This is a genomic window from Bryocella sp. (assembly GCF_058498515.1).
In genome coordinates, this window is record NZ_JBMHYI010000063.1 from 100,606 (window position 1) to 118,888 (window position 18,283).

The following is an 18,283-nucleotide window of genomic DNA, read 5'->3' on the forward strand; positions in this document are numbered from 1 at the left end:
TAAACCATTGCATACTCCGTTAAGAAGCTGAGCACTATAGCTTTAGGTTCAGATACCCCTTATGTTGTAGGTGTCTCCCACGAAGGGAGGAGCTGTCTCCAACCTTCGTGGGACGGTTGTGGATCTCGCCGCCGGGATGTTGGAGCCGAGCACCACATTGCACCATTTCGGAACTTGGACCTAGGAGATAACAAAATGAAGATCACCCTCGTGCGTGCCCTCGTAGTTGCTCTTGCCCTGGCGGGCTTCAGCGCCACCACCGTTTCTGCAAAGACCACTGTGAAGTCTGGCACGAATGTAGTTCCCACCCCTCTGTGCGGCCCGCACGACCCGAACGGCTGCGGTATCGACTAGTCGTATAAAAATTCAGCCGATAGGGTGGATTTTTGTACCTAAAGTTGTACAGCGTTTTGCTTGTCGAAGCCCCTTATCCCGAGTACCTTCTGGGGTAAGGGGTTTAGTGTATGCAGACGAAAGTACTGCTTGAATACGCCAACATCGCTGAAGTCGCGTTGAGTGTCGCCGTACTTCTCGTGATGTGGAGGAAGCGGCTGCTGCGCGAATTTCCCGTGCTCGCGTTATTCCTGATCGTTCAGACCTTCAATGTCGCGACGTCCACAGCCCTGATCTTCTTCCGCAAGGAGTTGCATCTCGAAAAGGCGCAAGCGTACTACATCTACTTCTGTACCTACTGGTTTTGCTACGCGATCACAGCCATCCTTCTGGTGTTGATCATTCAGAGCGTGTTCCGCATCGCGATGAAGCCGATGGACGGCCTCCAGCAACTAGGGAAGATTATCTTCCGCTGGATCCTCGCCGTTTCGATCGTTTTGTCCGCGGTCGAAGTAGCCGGGTCTGTGGTCTCTTGGGGTACCCGGTCGGCCACCGAGATCGCAACGGCGATCGCCAGCCAGGTGCAGCAAGGTGTTTGCGTGTTGACCCTATGCCTGCTGCTCTTCGTCTGCTTTGCGGCACACCCCCTTGGACTGACTCCCCGCAGCCGGATCTTTGGTGTCAGCCTTGGCCTGGGCTTCCTAGCTTCGACCAACCTTGTCACCGCGGCCTGGTACACGAGCAATACTGCCCATTCGCTGTACTCGCCTATCTATCTCATCTCAATCGGCGGCGGCCTCGCCTCCCTGGTTATCTGGGGCGTGTATTTTGCCCTGCCTGAGCCTGAACGTCGCATGATCCTGCTGCCGACCACCTCGCCGTTCTTCTTCTGGAACAAGGTGTCGGAGGCGCTGGGTGACGATCCCGGTCAGGTTGCTGTCGCTGGGTTCACGCCTGACATGCTGGCGCCGGGCGAGTTGACCGTGTTAACGGCGATGAGCAGGGCCGCGCGCGAGCGTGAGCAGGATCGGGAGCATGCCTCCGAAGCGCTCGCGCATGTGAATAAGCCGTATACGATGGCGCAGTAAGTAAGCCCATACTCATCAGAACGAAGGCTCGGGTCCGGCTGCCGCCGGGCCCGATGTGCTTTTGTCCTGTCTCTCCTTGCATGGGTTCACGGTTTTGGTTCCTCGCGAAGCTGGCTGTTCGGAGCCTCGGCGCGCACGCGGCGCATGTAGTCCTCCAGCCGCTGCCCGCGCTTCGGGGTAAAGCTGCGCCCGGCCGGGACGTACTGCTCGATGCGGTCGAGGCGGAAGGTGCGGAAGTCCTCGCGCGTCTCGCACCACGCGGCCAGCGTCCAGACCCCGGACCAGAACGCCAGCGCGAGTGGCCAGACCATGCGCGGCTCGGCGCGAGAGTCGTCCTCGCCCAGGCGGGTATAGCGGAACGAAACGACATCGCGGCTGAGGCAGGCGGCGTGCAGCTTGTCCAGCAGGCGGCGGTGGGCCTGCTGCATTTTGTACCCCGGAGCGTAGAAGCGGATGGCCTCGAGCGGAGCGGAGAGCTCCGGCGGAAGGACCGCCTCGATACGCGCGAGTGCGGAACGGGCCGCGATGACGGACTCGGCGCCGCCCCAGGCCTCGACGAGGCGGGCTCCGAGGACCAGCGCGGTGAGTTCGTCGGGAGTGAACATGAGTGGGGGCAGGTCGAAGTCGCGTCGCAGGGTGTAGCCGACGCCGGCCTCGCCCTCGATGGGCTGGCCGGCGAGCTGGAGGTCGCGAACGTCGCGATAGATGGTGCGCTCGGAGACCTGGAGCCGTTCGGCGAGGGCGCGAGCGGTCTTGAGGCGTCCGGAGCGCAGCATCTGCACGATGCGAAAGAGGCGGTCAGCGCGACGCATGCTGGCCCCCTCTCTGTTGGGGGGTGGAGTTAGAACTCGCGGCTGTGCAGGCCAACGTGGTTGCCCTCGGAGTCCTCGATGCAGGCATAGAAGCCAAAGCCGCCGGGGATTTGCGTGCGCGGCACCAGGACCTTCGCGCCCAGCTTCTCCGCGCGCTTGATCGAGGCATCGAGCTTGCCGTCAGCGTTGAGGTAGACGACGGTACCATTGCTGTCCGGCTTTGCGGTGTCGCGGTGGATGATGCAGCCGCCCACGCCGCCGGGCTGCGAGGGAAACATGTTGCAGGGCTCGGGGCCAGGAAACGACTGCAGCTTGTCATCGAGCACGGTCTCGTAGAACGCGGTGGCGCGTGCAAAGTCGGTCGTCGGGATTTCGAACCAGGTGATGGCGTTGGCATCGAACTTCGTCATGGCGTGTCTCCTTCATGTCTCGTGCGAAGTGAACTACGAGAGTGAGAGTAGGAGAAGCCTGCTGACAGCATACTGTCAGGAGTGTGTCAGGAGTTCGATGTTTGCGGAAGAAAAGGATTGGTGATTTGTAGCGATCCGATCCGCTGCCCGTGTTGCATGTCCTCGGAATAGAGAACCGTGCAGCCCGCGTCTAACGCTGACGCGATGATCAGAGAGTCGTAGATTTTGTAGCCGTAACGCTTCGCGATCCGCAACCCTTCAACGTGGACAGCTAGCGTGATTGGCCGAGGCTCATCACATAGCAGACATATCTCCCCAATGAGGTCTGCGATATCATCCCACGACAACGAAGTCTTTCGGCGCGCCACCGCGACAAACTCATTCAGCACCTGGACGCTGATGCATCCGCCTCCAGCCAAGACTGCCTCAGCGATGTCCGATCGTCGGTCATCGGTGGCCATCAGATAGGCCAGCACGGAAGTATCAAAGAATATCTCACCGCGCATTCGCTTCGTCTCGATCAAACTCGAAGCCTGAGGGAAGCTGCCCTCTGAATCGACGGAGTCGCTCGATCGCACTCTGGCGGCGGCGGTCGACGCCAATTTCAAACTCCCGCGCCGACGCCACGCGAACTACGACCTCCGCGCCTTCCTTCAACTTGAGTTCCTCGACCACGCTGGATGGAATGCGTATGGCAAGACTGTTTCCCCACTTGGACACGCGCAAGGAAGACCTCCTGATATACATCACCTGGAGTATATCAACCGGCTAGTACGCGTCCCCTCCGCCGTCGTGCATGGTGTCGAGGTTTTCGAAGCGGGTGAAGTCGGAGAGGTAGGCCATCTGTATGGAGCCCGTGGGGCCGTTGCGTTGCTTGGCGATGATGATCTCGGCCTTGCCCTTCACGTCTTCGTTCTCGCGGTCGTAGTACTCCTCGCGATGGATGAAGGCGACGAGGTCGGCGTCCTGCTCGATGGAGCCTGATTCGCGGAGATCGGAGAGCAGGGGCTTCTTGTCGCCAGTGCGCTGCTCGGAGCCACGCGAGAGCTGCGAGAGCGCAATGACGGGCACACCAAGCTCCTTCGCGAGGCCTTTGAGACCACGCGAAATCGAGGCGACCTCCTGGGTACGGTTCTCGAAGCCCTTGCTGCTCTGCTTGGATCCAGTCATGAGCTGCAGGTAGTCGATGATGATGAGGTCCAGGCCACCTTCCTGCTGGCGGAGGCGGCGGACTTTGGCACGCATCTCGGCGAGAGTGATGCCAGGCGTGTCGTCGATGAAGAGCTTCGAGCCCATCAGGCGATCGAGTGCGGCGACGAGCTTGCCTTTGTCTTCGCGCGGGATGAAGCCGGTCTGCAGCTTGCGCGAACCGACCATGGCCTCGCTGGCGAGCATGCGTCGCAGCAGAGCTTCCTTGGACATTTCGAGCGAGAAGACAGCGACGACTTTGCCGTCTCGGACGGCGCAGTTCTGGCCGATGTTGATGGCCCATGCGGTCTTGCCCATCGACGGACGCGCCGCGATGATGATGAGGTCCGACTTCTGCAGGCCGGAGGTCATCTTGTCGAACTCGATATAGTGGGTGGCGAGGCCGGTGACTTCGCGGCCCTGCTCGTAGAGTGCATCGATGGTGCCAAAGGAGTTCGCGACGATGTCCGGAATGCCGGAGAAGCCGCGCTGGATGGCGGAGTCGGCGACCTCGGCGAGGCGGACCTCAACATCGTTGAGGACCTTGGTGGCCTCTTCGCTCTGGTCGGAGGCCGCCGCCATGCCTTCAGAGAAGATGGAGAGCAGCTGCCGCAGCAGCGACTTGTCCTTGATGATGCGGACGTAGTTCTCGATGTTCGGGTGACGAGGGATGCCTTCTGTGAGGAACGCGAGGTATGCTGGCCCCCCGACTGCGTCCAGTTCTTTCCTCTTTCTCAGCATCTCCGAGAGGGAAATATGATCGACCGCCTGCCCGACATTCAGCAGCTCCAGAATGGCGCGATAGATACGCTGATGGGAGTCTAGAAGGAAATCCTCCGCTTTCAGCCGTGCGGTCCCGTCCGAGATGGCAATTCCATCCAGAATCATCGCGCCGAGCACGGTGGTTTCCGTTTGAATCGAGGCGGGCAAGTGATCCGTTGACATCGGATCGGAGAAGGTGGCCATTGACCTATTTTAGTGGGCTTGTATGATCGACGATGACTTGAAACAGCCGTGTTTACAAGAGAATCCACACATGAGCGACAATTTGCAGAGATATTTGCCGGAGTATGACGACGACGAGGAACGCCAGAAGCTTGCGAGCTTCAGCAAGGAAGAATTGCTCGACATGCTGATCCGCGCTTACAAAGAAAAGCGGGTCATGGCGAAGCTCGCTGACGAAGAGCGCCACCGACTCGAGCGGATTCGCGACATTCTCGACGAGCCGTCCGCACTTCTTCAGATGCCGGACGTTCCAGGTCCGGACGATCTTCGAAACATGTTGAAGTAATCAAGAACGAACTGCGGCCCGAAGGCCGCCGCTCCCTTTCAGATACGTTGTTCTCAAGCCGTCTGCTCGGCGTAGACCTTCTGTGCCGCGATGAGGCCATCGCCGAACTTGGCGCCGAGCTGCGGCAGCGACTTGACCACCACCTGCTCGATGGCGCCGATGAGCGCGATCATGTCCATGTAATCGAAGTAGCCGAGGTGAGCGATGCGGAAGATCTGACCCTTCATCTCGCCCTGGCCGTTGGTGATGATGGCGGCAAAGCGCGACTTGAGCTCCTTGACGATGAGGCCGGAGTCGACGCCTTCGGGAGCGTAGACCGCGGTCGCGGCCGAGCCAGGGGAGTCGGTGAAGAGCTTGAAGCCGAGCGCGACCATCGCAGCGCGGGTCATCTCGGAGATGACCTCGGCGTTGTGGACGAGCTTCTTGCGGCCCTCGACGAGGTTGCCCGCGGGGTTGTCGGCCGTGGCCGCCTGCGCAGCGATCCAATCGAACGCCGCACCCAGAGCGGCGATGAGCGCCACCGCGGGCGTGTAGGCGCTCTCACCCTTGGCTGCGTTCTTGCGCTCCTTGCGGAGGTCGAAGTAGTAGCGCGGGTTCTTTGTGGATTCCATGCGAGCCCAGGCGCGCTCGCTGACGGCGAGGTAGCTGAGTCCCGGGGGAATCATCACGGCCTTCTGCGAGCCGCCAATGAGGACATCGATGCCCCAGGCGTCCATGTCCAGCGTGGAGGTGCCGAGGCCGGTGATGCCGTCGACGACCAGCAGCGCCTCGGAGTGGGTGTCCTTGAGCAGCTGCGCGATGGCCTTCACGTCATGCTGCGTGCCGGTGGAGGTCTCATTGGCCTGTACGAAGACCACGCGGGTCTCCGGCTTGAGGGCAGCCTTGACCTTGGCGAGATCGAAGGTCTGGCCGTAGGGCTCCTCGAGCACGTCGACGTTGCAGCTGAAGTTCTTCCCCAGCGCCGTCCACCGCTCGCCGAACTTGCCGGCCGAGAGCACCAGCACGCGGTCGCCGGGCGAGGTGAGGTTCGAAACCGAAGCTTCCATCGCTCCGGTGCCGGAGGAGGACAGCAGGATCACGTCGTTGGCGGTGCCGACGAACTCCTTGAGCTGCGCCAGCACGCGCGTGTAGAGGGCGCGAAACTCCGGCGTGCGATGGTGGATATCCGCAGCGGCCATTGCGAACTGCGCAGCGGGAAGAAGCGGGGTCGGACCGGGCGTAAAGAGGCGAGTCTTGCGAATCATGGTTTGTCTATTCTATCGGGTTTGGGAGGGACTCTCGACCCGGCCACCCTGCCCTGCAGAGGCTGATTCCATGGCGCACACAGCACCTTTGTCGTCATACTGTTGGATGAGAGTACGAGAAGGAGACGAACCATGGCAGAGATCGCCAACCGCCTGAATGCGGACATCATCACCGCGATGAAGGCCCGCGACGAGTTCACGCTCACCACGCTGCGCATGGTGAAGAGCGCGCTGAAGAGCAGAGAGATCGACACCCGCAAGGCGCTGACGGATACGGACGAGCAGAGCATCCTTACGACGATGATCAAGCAGCGCAAGGACTCCTTCGAGCAGTTCACGAAAGGTGGCCGCCCGGAGCTTGCGGAGAAGGAGCAGCGGGAGATCGCGCTGATCGACGCCTACATGCCCAAGGCGGCAGGCGATGAGGAGATTGCGAAGATCGTTGCGGGGGCAGTCGCGCAGGTTACCGCAGACAATGGCGGGACAAAGCCCGGCCCGAAGGATATGGGCACCGTGATGAAGATCGCCCGGGCGCGATCGCTGGCCGATGGCCTGCGCGTGGATGGCGGCAAGTTGAGCGAGCTGATCAAGACGGAGCTGGCGAAGGCGTGATCGTCGTTCGGACATCTTCTTCAGACAACGACGAACGCCGCGCACTGAGTGCGCGGCGTTCGTCGTTACAAGAAGACTATGCGAGGCGGTTGCCGAGACTCTGCGACTCCATCGACTCGTGCAGCTTGGCGGCCAGGACGGGCACGCCGAAGAGCACCGCGGCGAAGAACGCAGTCGAGGCCATGTCGTTCCAGAGGAACGGGAGCGCGGCTACGTAGCAGGCCTTGAGGCCGCCCATCGTGTGCGGATACATCGTGAGGAACGGCATGATGTCGCCGAAGACGTAGAAGCCTACGCTGGAGGTGAGCACACCCGCGACGACGCGCAGGAAGCTGACCTTGTGCAGCAGGCCGCTGGCCAGCAGGCAGAGCGCGGCGTACCACGCCCAGGTGATGAGGTAGCGCGAGGGCTGGAAGGCCATGCCGTAGACCTGCGTGGTCAGGTAGACATCGGTGAGCGCCATGAGGGCGGCGGCGATGAGAGCCTGCCAGCGCGCGCTGCGGGATCCGAAGAAGAGCAGGCCAGCGCCGACCGCCGTGAAGTTGAGACCCACGGCGTGGAAGTAGTGGTGCGGCAGAAGGCGGCTGAACGCTGCGGCGAAGAGTACGAGGAAAGCTGTCATAGGTGTCTGGACCTCCAAATGGAGCTCGAGGCTAGATTTTGATTGTACGCTTTCAGCGTGGAGAACCGCCTGCCAGCGGGTCCCCCAGCACGCCGCCGGCGCTGCGACCGTCGAGTGATTGGTCGATCACGCGGTTCTGTGGGTCGAGGTCGACCTCTCCGGTCAGGGGCGTGCGACCGTCGCGGTTGAGGAATGGGATGTCGCCCGCAAAACGCAGGTCGCTGAGGATGACGCTCACGCGGCCGGCCTGGTCGGGCTGATCCTGCTCCAGCAGTGCGGCAGAAGACCAGTCCAGGTAGACGCGGCCGAGGGGACTGGCCTCAGCGGCGAGGATCTGCGGCGTGGGCCGTGCCTTGGCCCGCGCCACGCCGTTGCCGGATAGGTTGTGATGCCACGTGTCCACGGTGTCGAGCTCGTAAAACGAGCCATAGTCGCCGATCGTGAACCACTTGAAGGGGTTCAGCGGATCGGGGCTGGCGAGGGCTCGCTGCGCTCCCATATAGATTGGCGGGGGAGCATCAGGAGTGAGCCCTGCGGCGTTCGGGTCGGCCTGGGTTTGGCTCACCTGGGCGAAGCCGACCTCCGGCGGAACAGCGACGGCCTGCTGCATCACCATCTCGACGGCGCGCGCGTGCTCGACCGTCCGCAGCCCCCAGTACGCGACGACGCAAACTAGCGCGGCGATGGCCCAGCCCTTCGCGCGGAACGGCTGCCTGCGCGTGCCGACCTCGCGCCCGATGAGGCCGAAGAGCCATGGCAGCGTGAGCGCGGCGAGCAGGAGAAGGAAGATGAGCGGATCGAAGATGAAGACGATCGAGCCGGCGTACCAGTGACGATCGAACGGGAAGAACGGCCGCAAACCGTAGTTGTTGGTGAAGTCGAGCAGCAGATGGCTGAGCAGCGCGAGGAGCGCGAAGCCATACAGCAGGCCCCAGCGAACGGGAGCCACGGTGAGCGGACGGATGATGCGCTGGTGGTCGTCGTAGTTGCGCGCTGTGGCATCGTAATTGGGCTCGGAGTCGGGTGGAGCGTCGGCGTACCTGCGGTGGTAGCGTGCCGCGCGCCAGCGATGCAGCAGCCACACGCCGCCAACGATCAATGCCGCTTCAAACGGGATGCCCACGAACGTGTGCGTGATGCCGCGATGGTGTGCGAAGCCGGCGACCGGTCCGCGCAGGCTCCACAGCGTGTCGATGTCCGGGAACTGCGCGGCGATGGCCATCGTCAAGGTCGCGTAGGCGGCCTTGCGATTGAGCCCTGTACGAGCGAGGCAAGCTCCGGTGAGGATGTGGGTTACCGGTTCCATGTGAGAAGTATCCTAGCGCTCTCGCACCCGTCGCTCGGAAAATCCTCGTCGCTCAATCCTGAATGCCTCATGGCTCTACAGACTTTCCTTGTTGCTCTGTAGAGCCATGAGGTCTTCAGCGATGAGCTGTGAGGGATGCCGCGCGATGGCTACTCGGTCTCGCCCGGAATCAGCTTGGGATTGATCTTGGCTTCGGCCCTGGGGTAGGGGCGGCCCTTCGCGAGCGCCTGCTCCAGCTCGCGATCGTAACCATAGATGTCATTGAAGAAGTTCACCGTGCCGTCCTCGGTGACGATGGCAGTGAAGTACATGATGGCGACCGGAATCGGCGTCTTCAGGTTGATGGTCTTGTTGTTGTTCTCCTCATTCTTCATCATGTCGGCGACCTTGTCTTCGTCCCAGCCGCCGTCGGGCTTGTCGGTGGAGAGCACCCACTGGGCCATCTGGTCGGCGTGCTGCAGGCGGACGCAGCCATGCGAGCGGTCGCGGCGTGTGAGGTTGAAGAGGTTCAACTCCGGCGTGGAGTGCATGTAGATGTCGTACTCGTTGGGGAAGAGAAACTTCACGAGGCCGAGAGAGTTCTTCGGGCCAGGCTTCTGCCGGACGGCATAGCGGCCATGCTCGATATCGTCCACGCTGGCGCTGGAGACGACCGCGCCGCCTTGAGTGGTCAGCTCGTACTCGTGCGAGGAGAGATAGCCCATGCCGCTCTTGCGTAGATGCCCGGCGATCTCTTTCTTCACGATCGAGTTGGGCAGGTTCCAATAGGGGCGGAAGACCACATAGCGCATGAGGCGGACGAAGACAGGCGTGTTGTGATTGCCCTGGGCTTCGCCATCGACGACCCGCATGGTGAAGGCCAGCGAGTGGTCTTCGCCATAGGCGCGGAGCAGGAACTCGGGAAGGTTTACGAGCACGCGCGGCTGCTGGTAGTTGTCGGGCAGCCAGCGCCAGCGCTCCAGCGAGTCCGAGAGCTGTTGCACGCGCGCCGTCATGGGCACGTTGAGCGCGGCGACGGTCGCATCGTTCAGCTTGCCCTCGGGCGTGATGCCGTGGCGCTGCTGATAGTGCTTCACCGCATCGGAGATCTCCTGGGTGTACGTGTTGCCATTGGCGGCCATGGCTCCGTCGCCCTCACGCTGCAGGCGCACGATGAGGCCAGCGACGCCGGGATAAGTTCCACCAACGCTGATGCCCTTCCCTGCCGCGGGCAGAGGCTCGAGCGGCGTCTGCTGCTCCTGCTTGGCGAGCTCGATGTAACGTGGGAGAGCCTGCTCCGTCGCGGTGTAGATCGGATTCTTCGGCTCGACTCCGGAGACGATACTGCTGACGTCGTCGGCATCGACGAGCTGGTCGATGAGCGTGGGCAGGTCGAACTCGGAACGCCTCTTCGGCACGTCGATATCGAAGTTGAGCGCCTGAGGATTGATGCGGCCCAGATGCAGGTCAGAGACGTAGCGCATCACGGAGATGGTCATCGCGGCGTCGAACTTCGCGACCGTATCCTGCGACGCGTCCGAGGTGTCCTTCTTCTTGAGGATCTGCGCGAGCTGACCGGTTCGCTGAGACCAGCGTGAGGCATCGTAGTCCTCGGGGTTGAGACCCTTCTTCTGCGCATCCCCAAAGAGCTGTATGAACTGCGTGGCCGCCGCAGTGGGCTTGCCGTCGCGTGTCCAGGCGAGCTCGTACTCGCGGTCGTCGTAGAACTGCTGGACCTCCGGCTGGTAGTCGGAGTAGTCCGCCCACTTGAGGCTCTCGAGATGGGGTGAGCTCACGGCCGTCTGCACGTTGTCGGCGTAGTCCGTGGTGTTGGGCTTGGACTTCGCTTTGCGGTGGTGGAAGAGGTTGCGCACGGAGCGCACGGTGCTCTTGCATCCCGTGAAGGGCAGCAGCAGGGCAGCCAGCAGGCAGGCAGCCGCGAGGCGGCGCGCCAGCATTGGCGAACGGAAAATAGTCACAGATTGGGCCTCGGTCAGGTCACGCAGTCGCATGGGTTCCTGCTGCTTGGATGCAAAGGAATGAATTCCAGTCATCCTAGCGCACACTTACGCCTAAAACCGTCAAAGGATCGAGGCCACGGTGAGCTGGCGGGCTACAGGCGTCCGGCCATGGTCGCCCAGCAAAGACCGGCCTGCGCGACGACCAGCATCACCGAAAGCGCGATGAACATCCTGCGGGCGCGGGTCTCGAGGGCGTCCGCAAAGACTCCTCCGATGAAGGTAAAGAGGAATGGCAGTGCCCAGAACCACGGCGCGGTGACGATCTGCGTGGTGTACAGGAAGACCAAGCCCAGCACCATCAGCAGTGGAGCGGTGTTGCCGAAGTAGCGGCTGCGCTTCGTAAAGATGTAAAGCACCAGCGCCACGCCTGTCGCGATGACGATTCCCGCGTTTCCTGGCGTGTGCGTGAACAGCCGCAGCGCCCCGTTGGTGAACCAGAATCGTCCCGCGCCGCCGGAGAAGATGTACTGGAAGGCCGAGAGGCGCAGGCTGAAGCTGAAGAGCAACATGACCAACGCACCGACCGCCGAGAAGAGCACGATCTGCATGACGTAGCCACGATTGCGCTCGCAGAGGAAGATACAGAAGATGGTTCCGGCGATGAGGCCGATACCTGCCGCCAGCAGATGTGCGCAGGCGGTAAGACCCAGCGCCACGGTGAGCAGGATGATGCGGAAACGCCACTTGCGGCGTGGGCCCTGCAGCGCGTGCGCCACGCCGATGAGGGTATACACCAGGCCGTAGAGTCCCCACATGGCCAGGACTTCGTTGTTGGGGTGCACGGCGAAGTGGATGACGGCAGGGCAGAAGACGTAGAGCGCGAGCGCGAGGGCTCCGCCGGGCGGCCCGAAGAGGCGCTTCGAGACCCACCACAAGCCACCGCCGAGCCAGATGGCGAAGAGGACAAACGGCAGACGCACCAGCCACGGAGCAAGATTGAACTCGCTGCGTGCCTCCCACAGGGTGCCGTTGAGGGAGCCGCCGGAGTAGACGCGGTTTTCGGGCTTGCGGAAGTGGTCGGTGGCCAGCAGGACGTCGCGCTGCAGGGTAAGCGGAAGCGCGGCGACCCGGTACGCGAAGGTGCCATCGCCGTTGAGATTGCCGCAGGTGGTGAAGTAGCCCTGGATCGCTCCGGGGCGCTCCCACATCTCGCGTCCGCAACGCACGTAGCGGTAGTCGTCCGCGGTCAGCGGGCTATGGGCGATCGTCCAGCAGCATTCGGCGAACAGCACCAGCAGCAACAGCGCTGCGACCCGTTGCGCGCGCCCAATGTAAAAACCCTTCCATCGCATAGTTCAGGTACGAGGATACCTGCTTGCAGCAGAACAGCGGTTAGCAGAACAGCAGAACAGTCCGATCGGCGATAGCTGTTCTGCTCCTCTGCTGTTAACTTGGTCCTATGGATTCTTTTACCTTCCGCCGGGGCAAGGCGTGGTTTTCTTCCGATTCTCCCAACCCTCCGTGGGCGCTGGTCTTCGAGGACGAAGGGCCGAACGGCTACGCGTATGCCTACGACCGCACGCGCGCCGATGAGAGCGCAATCCTCGACGCCATGCTGATCTACAACAATGGCACGGGTCAGGATCTGGAACGTGAGTACCTGGCCAGCGTGCAGTGGTCGCGCGATGGCCGGGAGTGCGTGCTGTATGTCGAGGGCTCGGCGCAGGCGTACTGCAACTTTGCAACGCGGACGAGCTTCTGCCGGAACAACTTTCCGAACTTCCTGGATGACTCGAGCCGTCCGGGCGGTTGGCGCACCAGCAGCCATGCGTGGGAAGACGGGACGATCGCGCGCTTCGAGTCGGAGCTATACGCGGAGCCGGGCGGCGAGGAATCCAGCGCCGGCTGAGCGGATGATGCCGAGGAAACGTCCTGTGGTGCAAAGCAAAAGGCAGCCGGTTAGGCTGCCCTTCTGCTTTGTGCCTCTGGCCGAGGCTGGCAACGTCGATCTTTGTGGAGCGTTGGGACTGTTTTTTCCCGCTTGCTACTCGTAAATCTTCTCTTCGATGTGGCTCGCGCTCCCGAGGCCGGTCCGAAATGCCACCAGGCACGGCGAAAGGATCATGAGAACGAAGGCACCGGCAACCATGGCGTCATGCATCGGACAAACCTCCTGCTGAACAAACTGTCCTAAGACAGGTTGTGTCGGAGGCAGCATCCGCACCATCCCCGGAGAAGGCGTGGCCTGCGAACGAAGGTTGCAGCCGGGAGGCTCGTACTGCGCCAACCGGAGCGAAGTGTTGCTTCCGCACCCACTTCATCGGCCTGGGAGATGGAGTGTTCAGCGCCTGGCGGGCAAAGTCCGACACCGCAGGCAGCGGCGTTCCTGTTCGGAACGGCTGCTTTCCGAGCCGGCAGCTAATAGCTAATGGACGACTTCGCTTGCCGAGGGCTGAGATCCGTCCGCCCATGCAAGAAGCTCCGCCGGATGGATGGGTTTGGCCACCACGTTGAACTCGTACCCCTGCGCATCGGCAGCGCGGAGAACGTCGGTGGTCGATGCGTGGCCGGAGAAGATCAGTAGACGGCACTCCGGAAACTCGGCCTTGAGGCGAACCGCAAGATCAATCCCGCTGATTCCCGGTAGCACCACGTCGAGGACGGCCAGGTCCGGCGACCAGTCCATCAGGACTTCAAGGGCTTCCTCAGCGGAGTATGCCGCCCGTGCTTCGTATCCTTTGGTCGAGAAGATGAGCACGAGGGTGTCCGTGATGACTCGTTCGTCATCCACGATCAGGACCCGCTGCGGTGAGTGCATTTGCGACATCAAAACCACCTCATGCAGGATGTATCCGGCAACGATAGACGCTGCTACTCTACGTCGTGTTGCTCGCAACTTATTGATTTCATTGTTGCAATTTCATTAGTGAAACACTGTGAACGGGTGGACCTCGATGCGGAAAGGTACAGAAGTCAGCGCGGAGTGGGTCGGACCGATTCGGCGTCTGTTGAGCCAGTTAGGTCTCTCACAAGCCCAGCTGGCTTCCCGGCTGGGGGTGTCGCGGGCTACCGTCACGCGGTGGATCAAAGGCACCCATGAGCCCACCAGCGCTTCGTACATGGCGATGGGGAACCTTCTTCCCCAGCCGGAGGGCGGTTATTTCTGGGAACGGGCGGGAGTCGACCGCTCAAACTTTCCCGACACCAATCTTCAGGCGACGCTCGCATCCTTGCGAGTGAACCTCCGCGACTTTACCCTCCTAGGAGGCAAAAAGATTACGCGAGGGATTGTGGCTAGCAAATCGAATGCGGTCATCCTTCCGCTTCTCAATGTTGTCGCCTATGGGGATCGAGTGCCTCCGGGACCGCACGTCACACTAGCGCAGGCTGAGGTTCTGGATGTGTTGATGGCGCCGCTGAGCTGGTGTGCTCATCCGGAAAACATGCTCTGCCTGAAACTCTCCGGTGATTCGATGTTGCCCGTGATCTCTCCCGAGTCGATCATCGCCGTGGACACGGGCATCACCGACCGAGAAGAACTGGACAAAAAGCTGGCGGTGTTTTCTCACCGCGATCTTGGCTTCAAGGTCGCCCGGCTGCAGAGGCTCCCGGCATCGGACATCCTCGTCTCAGCCAACCACACCTATCTGCCTGTCGATGTCACCGATCAGGCGAAGTGGAAGGTGGTCGGAGCGGTCGCGTGGTGGGTCTCCACCGACTCTCTGCCCCACGCGGCACAGAACAACAAGCCGCCTGCCGGCACATAGCGCGAACAGCAGAGTCTCCAGTGCCCAGGTTTGAGGTTCATTGCAAAGCAAAAAGGCTCACCAGAAAACGGTGAGCCTTTTGTGGACTTGAATCTTCAGGAAGCGAAAACTTTGGTGCCGAAGAAAGGACTCGAACCTTCACACCCTTGCGAGTACATGGACCTGAACCATGCGCGTCTGCCAATTCCGCCACTTCGGCTCACTCATCGCTCGCGCAAAACTGGCGCTACCCATCGAGTGCTCTACCAGTGTCCCAAACGGTACGCGGCCTGTCAATCTTACGAGCTAGAGTACACTTTCCCTCGAGATGCGACGACTCATGTGAGGAGTGCCGGCACCGCACGGCCGGGCCTCGCTCAACCTCAGACCCTCTAACCACTGGAGCCGCTCGCCGCATCATGACGACCCCGACCGGGAACCCGCCCGAACCGCACGCCATTCCCGAAGACCTCGCGCTGGAGATCCGCCGCCTCGCGCACGACCTCTCGAACGCGCTGGAGATTATCGTCCAGACGAGCTATCTGCTGTCGATGGCAGAGCTCAAAGAGCCCGCCGCCGACTGGCTGCGGATGATGGACTCCGGAGTGCAAAAGGCCCTGGAACTCAACCTCCAGTTGCGGCAGTACATCAAGAGCCACACGGCGAAGTGAGCAGAGTGGTTGTACGTGGGACGTTTTAGGTTCTACGTGTCTGTGCCGCTCTTACGTAGAACGGACAACATACAACCGCTCTTAAAACGTCTCCGCGATCGCCTTCACGATCGCGTCCATCGCCTTCGTGTCGGAACCGCCGTCGTTGGGTGCATGCGTGTCGACCATGACGGAGAAGATGATCGTCCTGCCGCTGGCCGCTTCCAGGTAGCCCGACAGTGCGCGGCTCTCGCCCAGCGTCCCGGTCTTGGCGAAGATGCGGCCCTTATAGGGTGCGTCCGGAAAGCGCGCGCGCAGAGTGCCATCGATGCCGGCGACAGGCAGCGCGTCCTTCCAGGTCGCGAACCATGGCTGATGGCTGGCGTAGAGCAGCAACTGCGCCGTGGCACGCGGGGTGACGAGATCCTTGGTGCTGAGGCCGGAGCCATCGAAGAACTCGAAGTCCTTGTCGTCCAGGCCGACCTTATGGGTGAGGAAGGCGCGTTCCCAGGCGAGCGCGGTGCGCAGAAAGAGCCCGCCCATGCAGTCGCGATCGACGCCGAGATTGCGCAGCATGATCTCCGCGTGCAGGTTCTGGGACTCCTTCATGGTGAGCTTCAAGTCCACGGCCAAGGGCACGGACTGCTTCTCTGCAAGGAGGTGTTCTTCAGGCGGCGGCGGTTGACTGGGGTCGGCTGCCACATCGGCGATGCAGCCGACCGCAGGGGGTGGCGAGAACGGATCGTGCCGATGCATCACATCATCAGCCTGCACCTCGGCCGGTAGCGTGTGGGCTACCTGAGAGCTGGAACCGACGAAGCCGGAGTCGTAGTGCCTGGCGCGGATACCACCCTTCATCACGATGCCGTGACGCTGCAGTGCCTGCTTGAGTGCAGCGGCGGCGAACTCCGCCGGCCGGTCGATCGCGAGCTCATCGGTGTAGGGACCGTACTTTGCGGCGACATCGCCCAGGATGTGGAAGTCGAGCTCGCCGGGGTCGCGTTCCTCGAGGATCTGATTGCGGCCGAAGTCATCGTTGTAGACGCGGGGAATGAAGCCGTCCAGCGGGGTGCGGTTCACTGTGTAGAGCGGGACGTCTGGATCGAGGGTGATGGTGTCCTGCAACTGCTTGCCTGCAGGCGCGGGAGTAATCGTGAGGTCGAGCTGGTTGTCATGTACGACCAGCGCGCTGACCGGAGCGCCGTAGCCCCAGAGCACGTCTTCCTGCGCCCAGCCCGCTGGATAAGGTTCGTATTCGAAGCGGGTGTCGTCGCCGACGACGTCGCCGTCGATCTCGCGAATTCCCTTGGCTGCAACCCGCGCGGCGAGGGCGTCAAAGTCCGCCAGGCCGGCGGGCTTTGCGTCCGCTGGACGTTGGGCTTTGGGTGTGTAGGGAAGGACGTAGCCGGAGGCGAAGTTAGCATCACCTCCACCCTTGAGGATGAGGTCGCCCTTGAGCACGCCGTCGCGGATCTCGCCGCGGCCGATGACCGTGGTGGTGAAGGTTCTGTCCAGGCCGAGCATCTGGGTCGCCGCGACCGAGGTGAACAGCTTGGCGTTGGAGGCGGGCCGGAAATACTGTCCCTCGTCGAGACCGTAAAGCGGCGTGCCGTCCATCGCCATGACCGCTACGCCCCAGTGCGCCCGGCTGACTTCGGGCTGCGATACCAGCGAGACGATCTGCATTCCCAGGGCGGTGGAAGATCCTGTGGGAAAGGTAAGCGAATGCGAAAGTTTTGCTGACGCATCCTGCGTCGACGGAGTAGCATGCTGCATCTGACCGAGTACGTGGGCGTTCGCGCCCAACGACATACCCAACAGGCACCACATCGCGGCCGGCCGCCGCACCCAACCTCTCGCTGTCGTCTTCCGCATGGGTGCGAGTCTACAACGGTCCGGCTGCTACCCTGCCTCCCGGCTGGCCTGGCATAACGACTTGTCTCCGGCTCCTTCGCCGGGACAAAGCCCACTCTCTGACGCGACCGCCGAGCCGCTCCTCCATGCCTGCAGGGGCGATCGGCATCTTCCTACTTCTCCAACCCTGACGAGCCCGCATCATGAGCCGCCTCACCCTTCCCGTCGCCCGCCCACTGTTCGAGTGGTGCCTGCGCTCCCGATCGCTGCTGGTGGGAGACCGCACACTGCTGATGGCGATCGTGAACCTTACGCCGGACAGCTTCTCCGGCGATGGTCATCTGAGCAACGGCACGTCGTCCAGGCTGGCCGTAACGGCGGCGCTCGCCGCGCTGGATGCCGGGGCAGACCTGCTGGATCTGGGTGCGGAGTCGACCCGGCCGGGGGCTCATCCGGTGTCTGCGGCAGAGGAGCAGCGGCGCCTGCTGCCCGTGTTGGAAGCTGTGCTCGCGGCACAGCCCGAGGCGATCATCTCCGTGGATACCTACCATGCGTCGACGGCTCGGGCCGCGCTGGCTGCGGGGGCGGAGATCATCAACGATGTGAGTGGCCTGACCTGGGATGAAGAGATGGCCGAGGTAGTGGCGTCCACCGGCGCGGGGCTGGTGCTGATGCACACGCGCGGCCGTCCGGGCGACTGGAGGTCGCAGCCGCCGCTGCCCGCCGCCGAGGTGCTGCCGCTGGTGTTCTCCGGCCTGATGGAGCGCATGGCGCTGGCCGAAGCGATGGGCGTGGAGCCGCGCCGGATGATGGTGGACCCGGGCTTCGGTTTCGGCAAGCGCGGCAGCGAAAACTTCACGCTGTTGGCTGGAGTCGGGCGGCTGCATGAGCTGGGCAGGCCCCTGCTCATCGGCCTCTCGCGAAAAGGCTTTCTCGGCGACGCGGTGCGTGAGGTGCTGCCGCAGAGCGCGGATCTCTCTCCCGCAGAGGCTCGCCGCCACGCCAGCACCGCCGCGCATGTGGCTGCCGTGCTGGCGGGAGCGCACATCCTGCGCGTGCATGAGGTGCAGCCCGCCCGCGAGGCCTGCGCGGTCGCGGATGCCCTGCTCATCGCCGGAGAGACGTTGATGTTTGAGGAGTGAGTGGGGCGTTGGTTGTGCGTTGTACGTTGTGCGTTCTACGCCTTC

General features: G+C 62.4%; 20 protein-coding genes and 1 tRNA gene. 8 read left to right on the forward strand and 13 right to left on the reverse strand.

Going from position 1 to position 18,283, the window contains the following annotated elements:
- The first annotated feature begins 195 nt into the window (after positions 1-195).
- Both AC5E6W_RS18460 and AC5E6W_RS18465 read left to right on the forward strand, forming a co-directional pair.
- Positions 196-354: a hypothetical protein gene (locus AC5E6W_RS18460; protein ID WP_491753801.1), complete on the forward strand. Its 159-nt coding sequence runs from the start codon at positions 196-198 to the stop codon at positions 352-354.
- Positions 355-464: 110 nt separating this feature from the next.
- Positions 465-1,421 carry a hypothetical protein gene (locus AC5E6W_RS18465; protein WP_491753802.1) on the forward strand — a complete coding sequence of 319 codons (957 nt, stop codon included), beginning with the start codon at positions 465-467 and terminating at the stop codon, positions 1,419-1,421.
- A gap of 86 nt (positions 1,422-1,507) precedes the next feature.
- Here AC5E6W_RS18465 and AC5E6W_RS18470 read toward each other — a convergent pair whose 3' ends face one another.
- The 5 genes from AC5E6W_RS18470 to dnaB form a co-directional block, all read right to left on the reverse strand.
- Entirely contained in the window at positions 1,508-2,233 is a 726-nt protein-coding gene (locus AC5E6W_RS18470; RefSeq protein WP_491753803.1) for a helix-turn-helix transcriptional regulator, read from the reverse strand.
- Between the two features lie 29 nt (positions 2,234-2,262).
- A complete protein-coding gene (locus tag AC5E6W_RS18475) occupies positions 2,263-2,643 on the reverse strand; it encodes a VOC family protein (protein WP_491753804.1) in 381 nt (126 codons plus the stop codon).
- Positions 2,644-2,729: 86 nt separating this feature from the next.
- Positions 2,730-3,245 (reverse strand): PIN domain-containing protein, encoded by a 516-nt coding sequence (locus AC5E6W_RS18480; RefSeq protein WP_491753805.1) that lies wholly within the window; start codon positions 3,243-3,245, stop codon positions 2,730-2,732.
- A complete protein-coding gene (locus tag AC5E6W_RS18485) occupies positions 3,139-3,390 on the reverse strand; it encodes an AbrB/MazE/SpoVT family DNA-binding domain-containing protein (RefSeq protein ID WP_491753806.1) in 252 nt (83 codons plus the stop codon). The genes AC5E6W_RS18480 and AC5E6W_RS18485 overlap by 107 nt, the downstream gene beginning before the upstream one ends.
- Before the next feature lie 21 nt (positions 3,391-3,411).
- Positions 3,412-4,797 (reverse strand): replicative DNA helicase, encoded by a 1,386-nt coding sequence (gene dnaB / locus AC5E6W_RS18490; RefSeq protein ID WP_491753807.1) that lies wholly within the window; start codon positions 4,795-4,797, stop codon positions 3,412-3,414.
- Positions 4,798-4,867: 70 nt separating this feature from the next.
- Between dnaB and AC5E6W_RS18495 the strand changes: the two genes are divergently transcribed.
- Complete coding sequence (locus tag AC5E6W_RS18495) at positions 4,868-5,122, forward strand: hypothetical protein (protein ID WP_491753808.1); 255 nt, start codon at positions 4,868-4,870, stop codon at positions 5,120-5,122.
- Between the two features lie 53 nt (positions 5,123-5,175).
- On the opposite strand, the gene AC5E6W_RS18500 is transcribed toward AC5E6W_RS18495, so the two are convergent.
- Complete coding sequence (locus AC5E6W_RS18500; RefSeq protein ID WP_491753809.1) at positions 5,176-6,366, reverse strand: pyridoxal-phosphate-dependent aminotransferase family protein; 1,191 nt, start codon at positions 6,364-6,366, stop codon at positions 5,176-5,178.
- A 132-nt stretch (positions 6,367-6,498) separates the two neighbouring features.
- On the opposite strand from AC5E6W_RS18500, the gene AC5E6W_RS18505 reads away from it, so the two are divergent.
- On the forward strand, positions 6,499-6,978 hold the full coding sequence (locus AC5E6W_RS18505) for a GatB/YqeY domain-containing protein (RefSeq protein WP_491753810.1): 480 nt from the start codon (positions 6,499-6,501) through the stop codon (positions 6,976-6,978).
- Positions 6,979-7,054: 76 nt separating this feature from the next.
- On the opposite strand, the gene AC5E6W_RS18510 is transcribed toward AC5E6W_RS18505, so the two are convergent.
- From AC5E6W_RS18510 to AC5E6W_RS18525, 4 genes are all read right to left on the reverse strand, one after another.
- Positions 7,055-7,600: a DUF6580 family putative transport protein gene (locus tag AC5E6W_RS18510; RefSeq protein ID WP_491753811.1), complete on the reverse strand. Its 546-nt coding sequence runs from the start codon at positions 7,598-7,600 to the stop codon at positions 7,055-7,057.
- Positions 7,601-7,652: 52 nt separating this feature from the next.
- Positions 7,653-8,906, reverse strand: coding sequence for a metal-dependent hydrolase (locus AC5E6W_RS18515; protein WP_491753812.1), 1,254 nt, complete (start codon positions 8,904-8,906; stop codon positions 7,653-7,655).
- A 149-nt stretch (positions 8,907-9,055) separates the two neighbouring features.
- Complete coding sequence (locus tag AC5E6W_RS18520) at positions 9,056-10,897, reverse strand: L,D-transpeptidase family protein (RefSeq protein WP_491753813.1); 1,842 nt, start codon at positions 10,895-10,897, stop codon at positions 9,056-9,058.
- Between the two features lie 101 nt (positions 10,898-10,998).
- On the reverse strand, positions 10,999-12,198 hold the full coding sequence (locus tag AC5E6W_RS18525; RefSeq protein ID WP_491753814.1) for a glycosyltransferase family protein: 1,200 nt from the start codon (positions 12,196-12,198) through the stop codon (positions 10,999-11,001).
- 107 nt (positions 12,199-12,305) lie between these two features.
- Between AC5E6W_RS18525 and AC5E6W_RS18530 the strand changes: the two genes are divergently transcribed.
- Positions 12,306-12,755 (forward strand): DUF2251 domain-containing protein, encoded by a 450-nt coding sequence (locus tag AC5E6W_RS18530; RefSeq protein ID WP_491753815.1) that lies wholly within the window; start codon positions 12,306-12,308, stop codon positions 12,753-12,755.
- Between the two features lie 516 nt (positions 12,756-13,271).
- Here AC5E6W_RS18530 and AC5E6W_RS18535 read toward each other — a convergent pair.
- Complete coding sequence (locus tag AC5E6W_RS18535) at positions 13,272-13,673, reverse strand: response regulator (protein WP_491753816.1); 402 nt, start codon at positions 13,671-13,673, stop codon at positions 13,272-13,274.
- 127 nt (positions 13,674-13,800) lie between these two features.
- Between AC5E6W_RS18535 and AC5E6W_RS18540 the strand changes: the two genes are divergently transcribed.
- The gene (locus AC5E6W_RS18540) at positions 13,801-14,613 is read left to right on the forward strand and encodes a LexA family transcriptional regulator (RefSeq protein WP_491753817.1); all 813 of its coding nucleotides are present in this window, start codon (positions 13,801-13,803) and stop codon (positions 14,611-14,613) included.
- 112 nt (positions 14,614-14,725) lie between these two features.
- On the opposite strand, the gene AC5E6W_RS18545 is transcribed toward AC5E6W_RS18540, so the two are convergent.
- Positions 14,726-14,812, reverse strand: a tRNA-Leu gene (locus AC5E6W_RS18545).
- A 199-nt stretch (positions 14,813-15,011) separates the two neighbouring features.
- On the opposite strand from AC5E6W_RS18545, the gene AC5E6W_RS18550 reads away from it, so the two are divergent.
- Positions 15,012-15,263, forward strand: a complete 252-nt coding sequence (locus AC5E6W_RS18550) for a hypothetical protein (protein ID WP_491753818.1) — start codon at positions 15,012-15,014, stop codon at positions 15,261-15,263.
- An 81-nt stretch (positions 15,264-15,344) separates the two neighbouring features.
- Here AC5E6W_RS18550 and dacB read toward each other — a convergent pair whose 3' ends face one another.
- Positions 15,345-17,117 (reverse strand): D-alanyl-D-alanine carboxypeptidase/D-alanyl-D-alanine endopeptidase, encoded by a 1,773-nt coding sequence (dacB, locus tag AC5E6W_RS18555; RefSeq protein WP_491753819.1) that lies wholly within the window; start codon positions 17,115-17,117, stop codon positions 15,345-15,347.
- A gap of 182 nt (positions 17,118-17,299) precedes the next feature.
- Here dacB and folP point away from each other — a divergent pair, with 182 nt between their 5' ends.
- On the forward strand, positions 17,300-18,238 hold the full coding sequence (folP, locus tag AC5E6W_RS18560; RefSeq protein ID WP_491753820.1) for a dihydropteroate synthase: 939 nt from the start codon (positions 17,300-17,302) through the stop codon (positions 18,236-18,238).
- Positions 18,239-18,283: the final 45 nt, after the last annotated feature.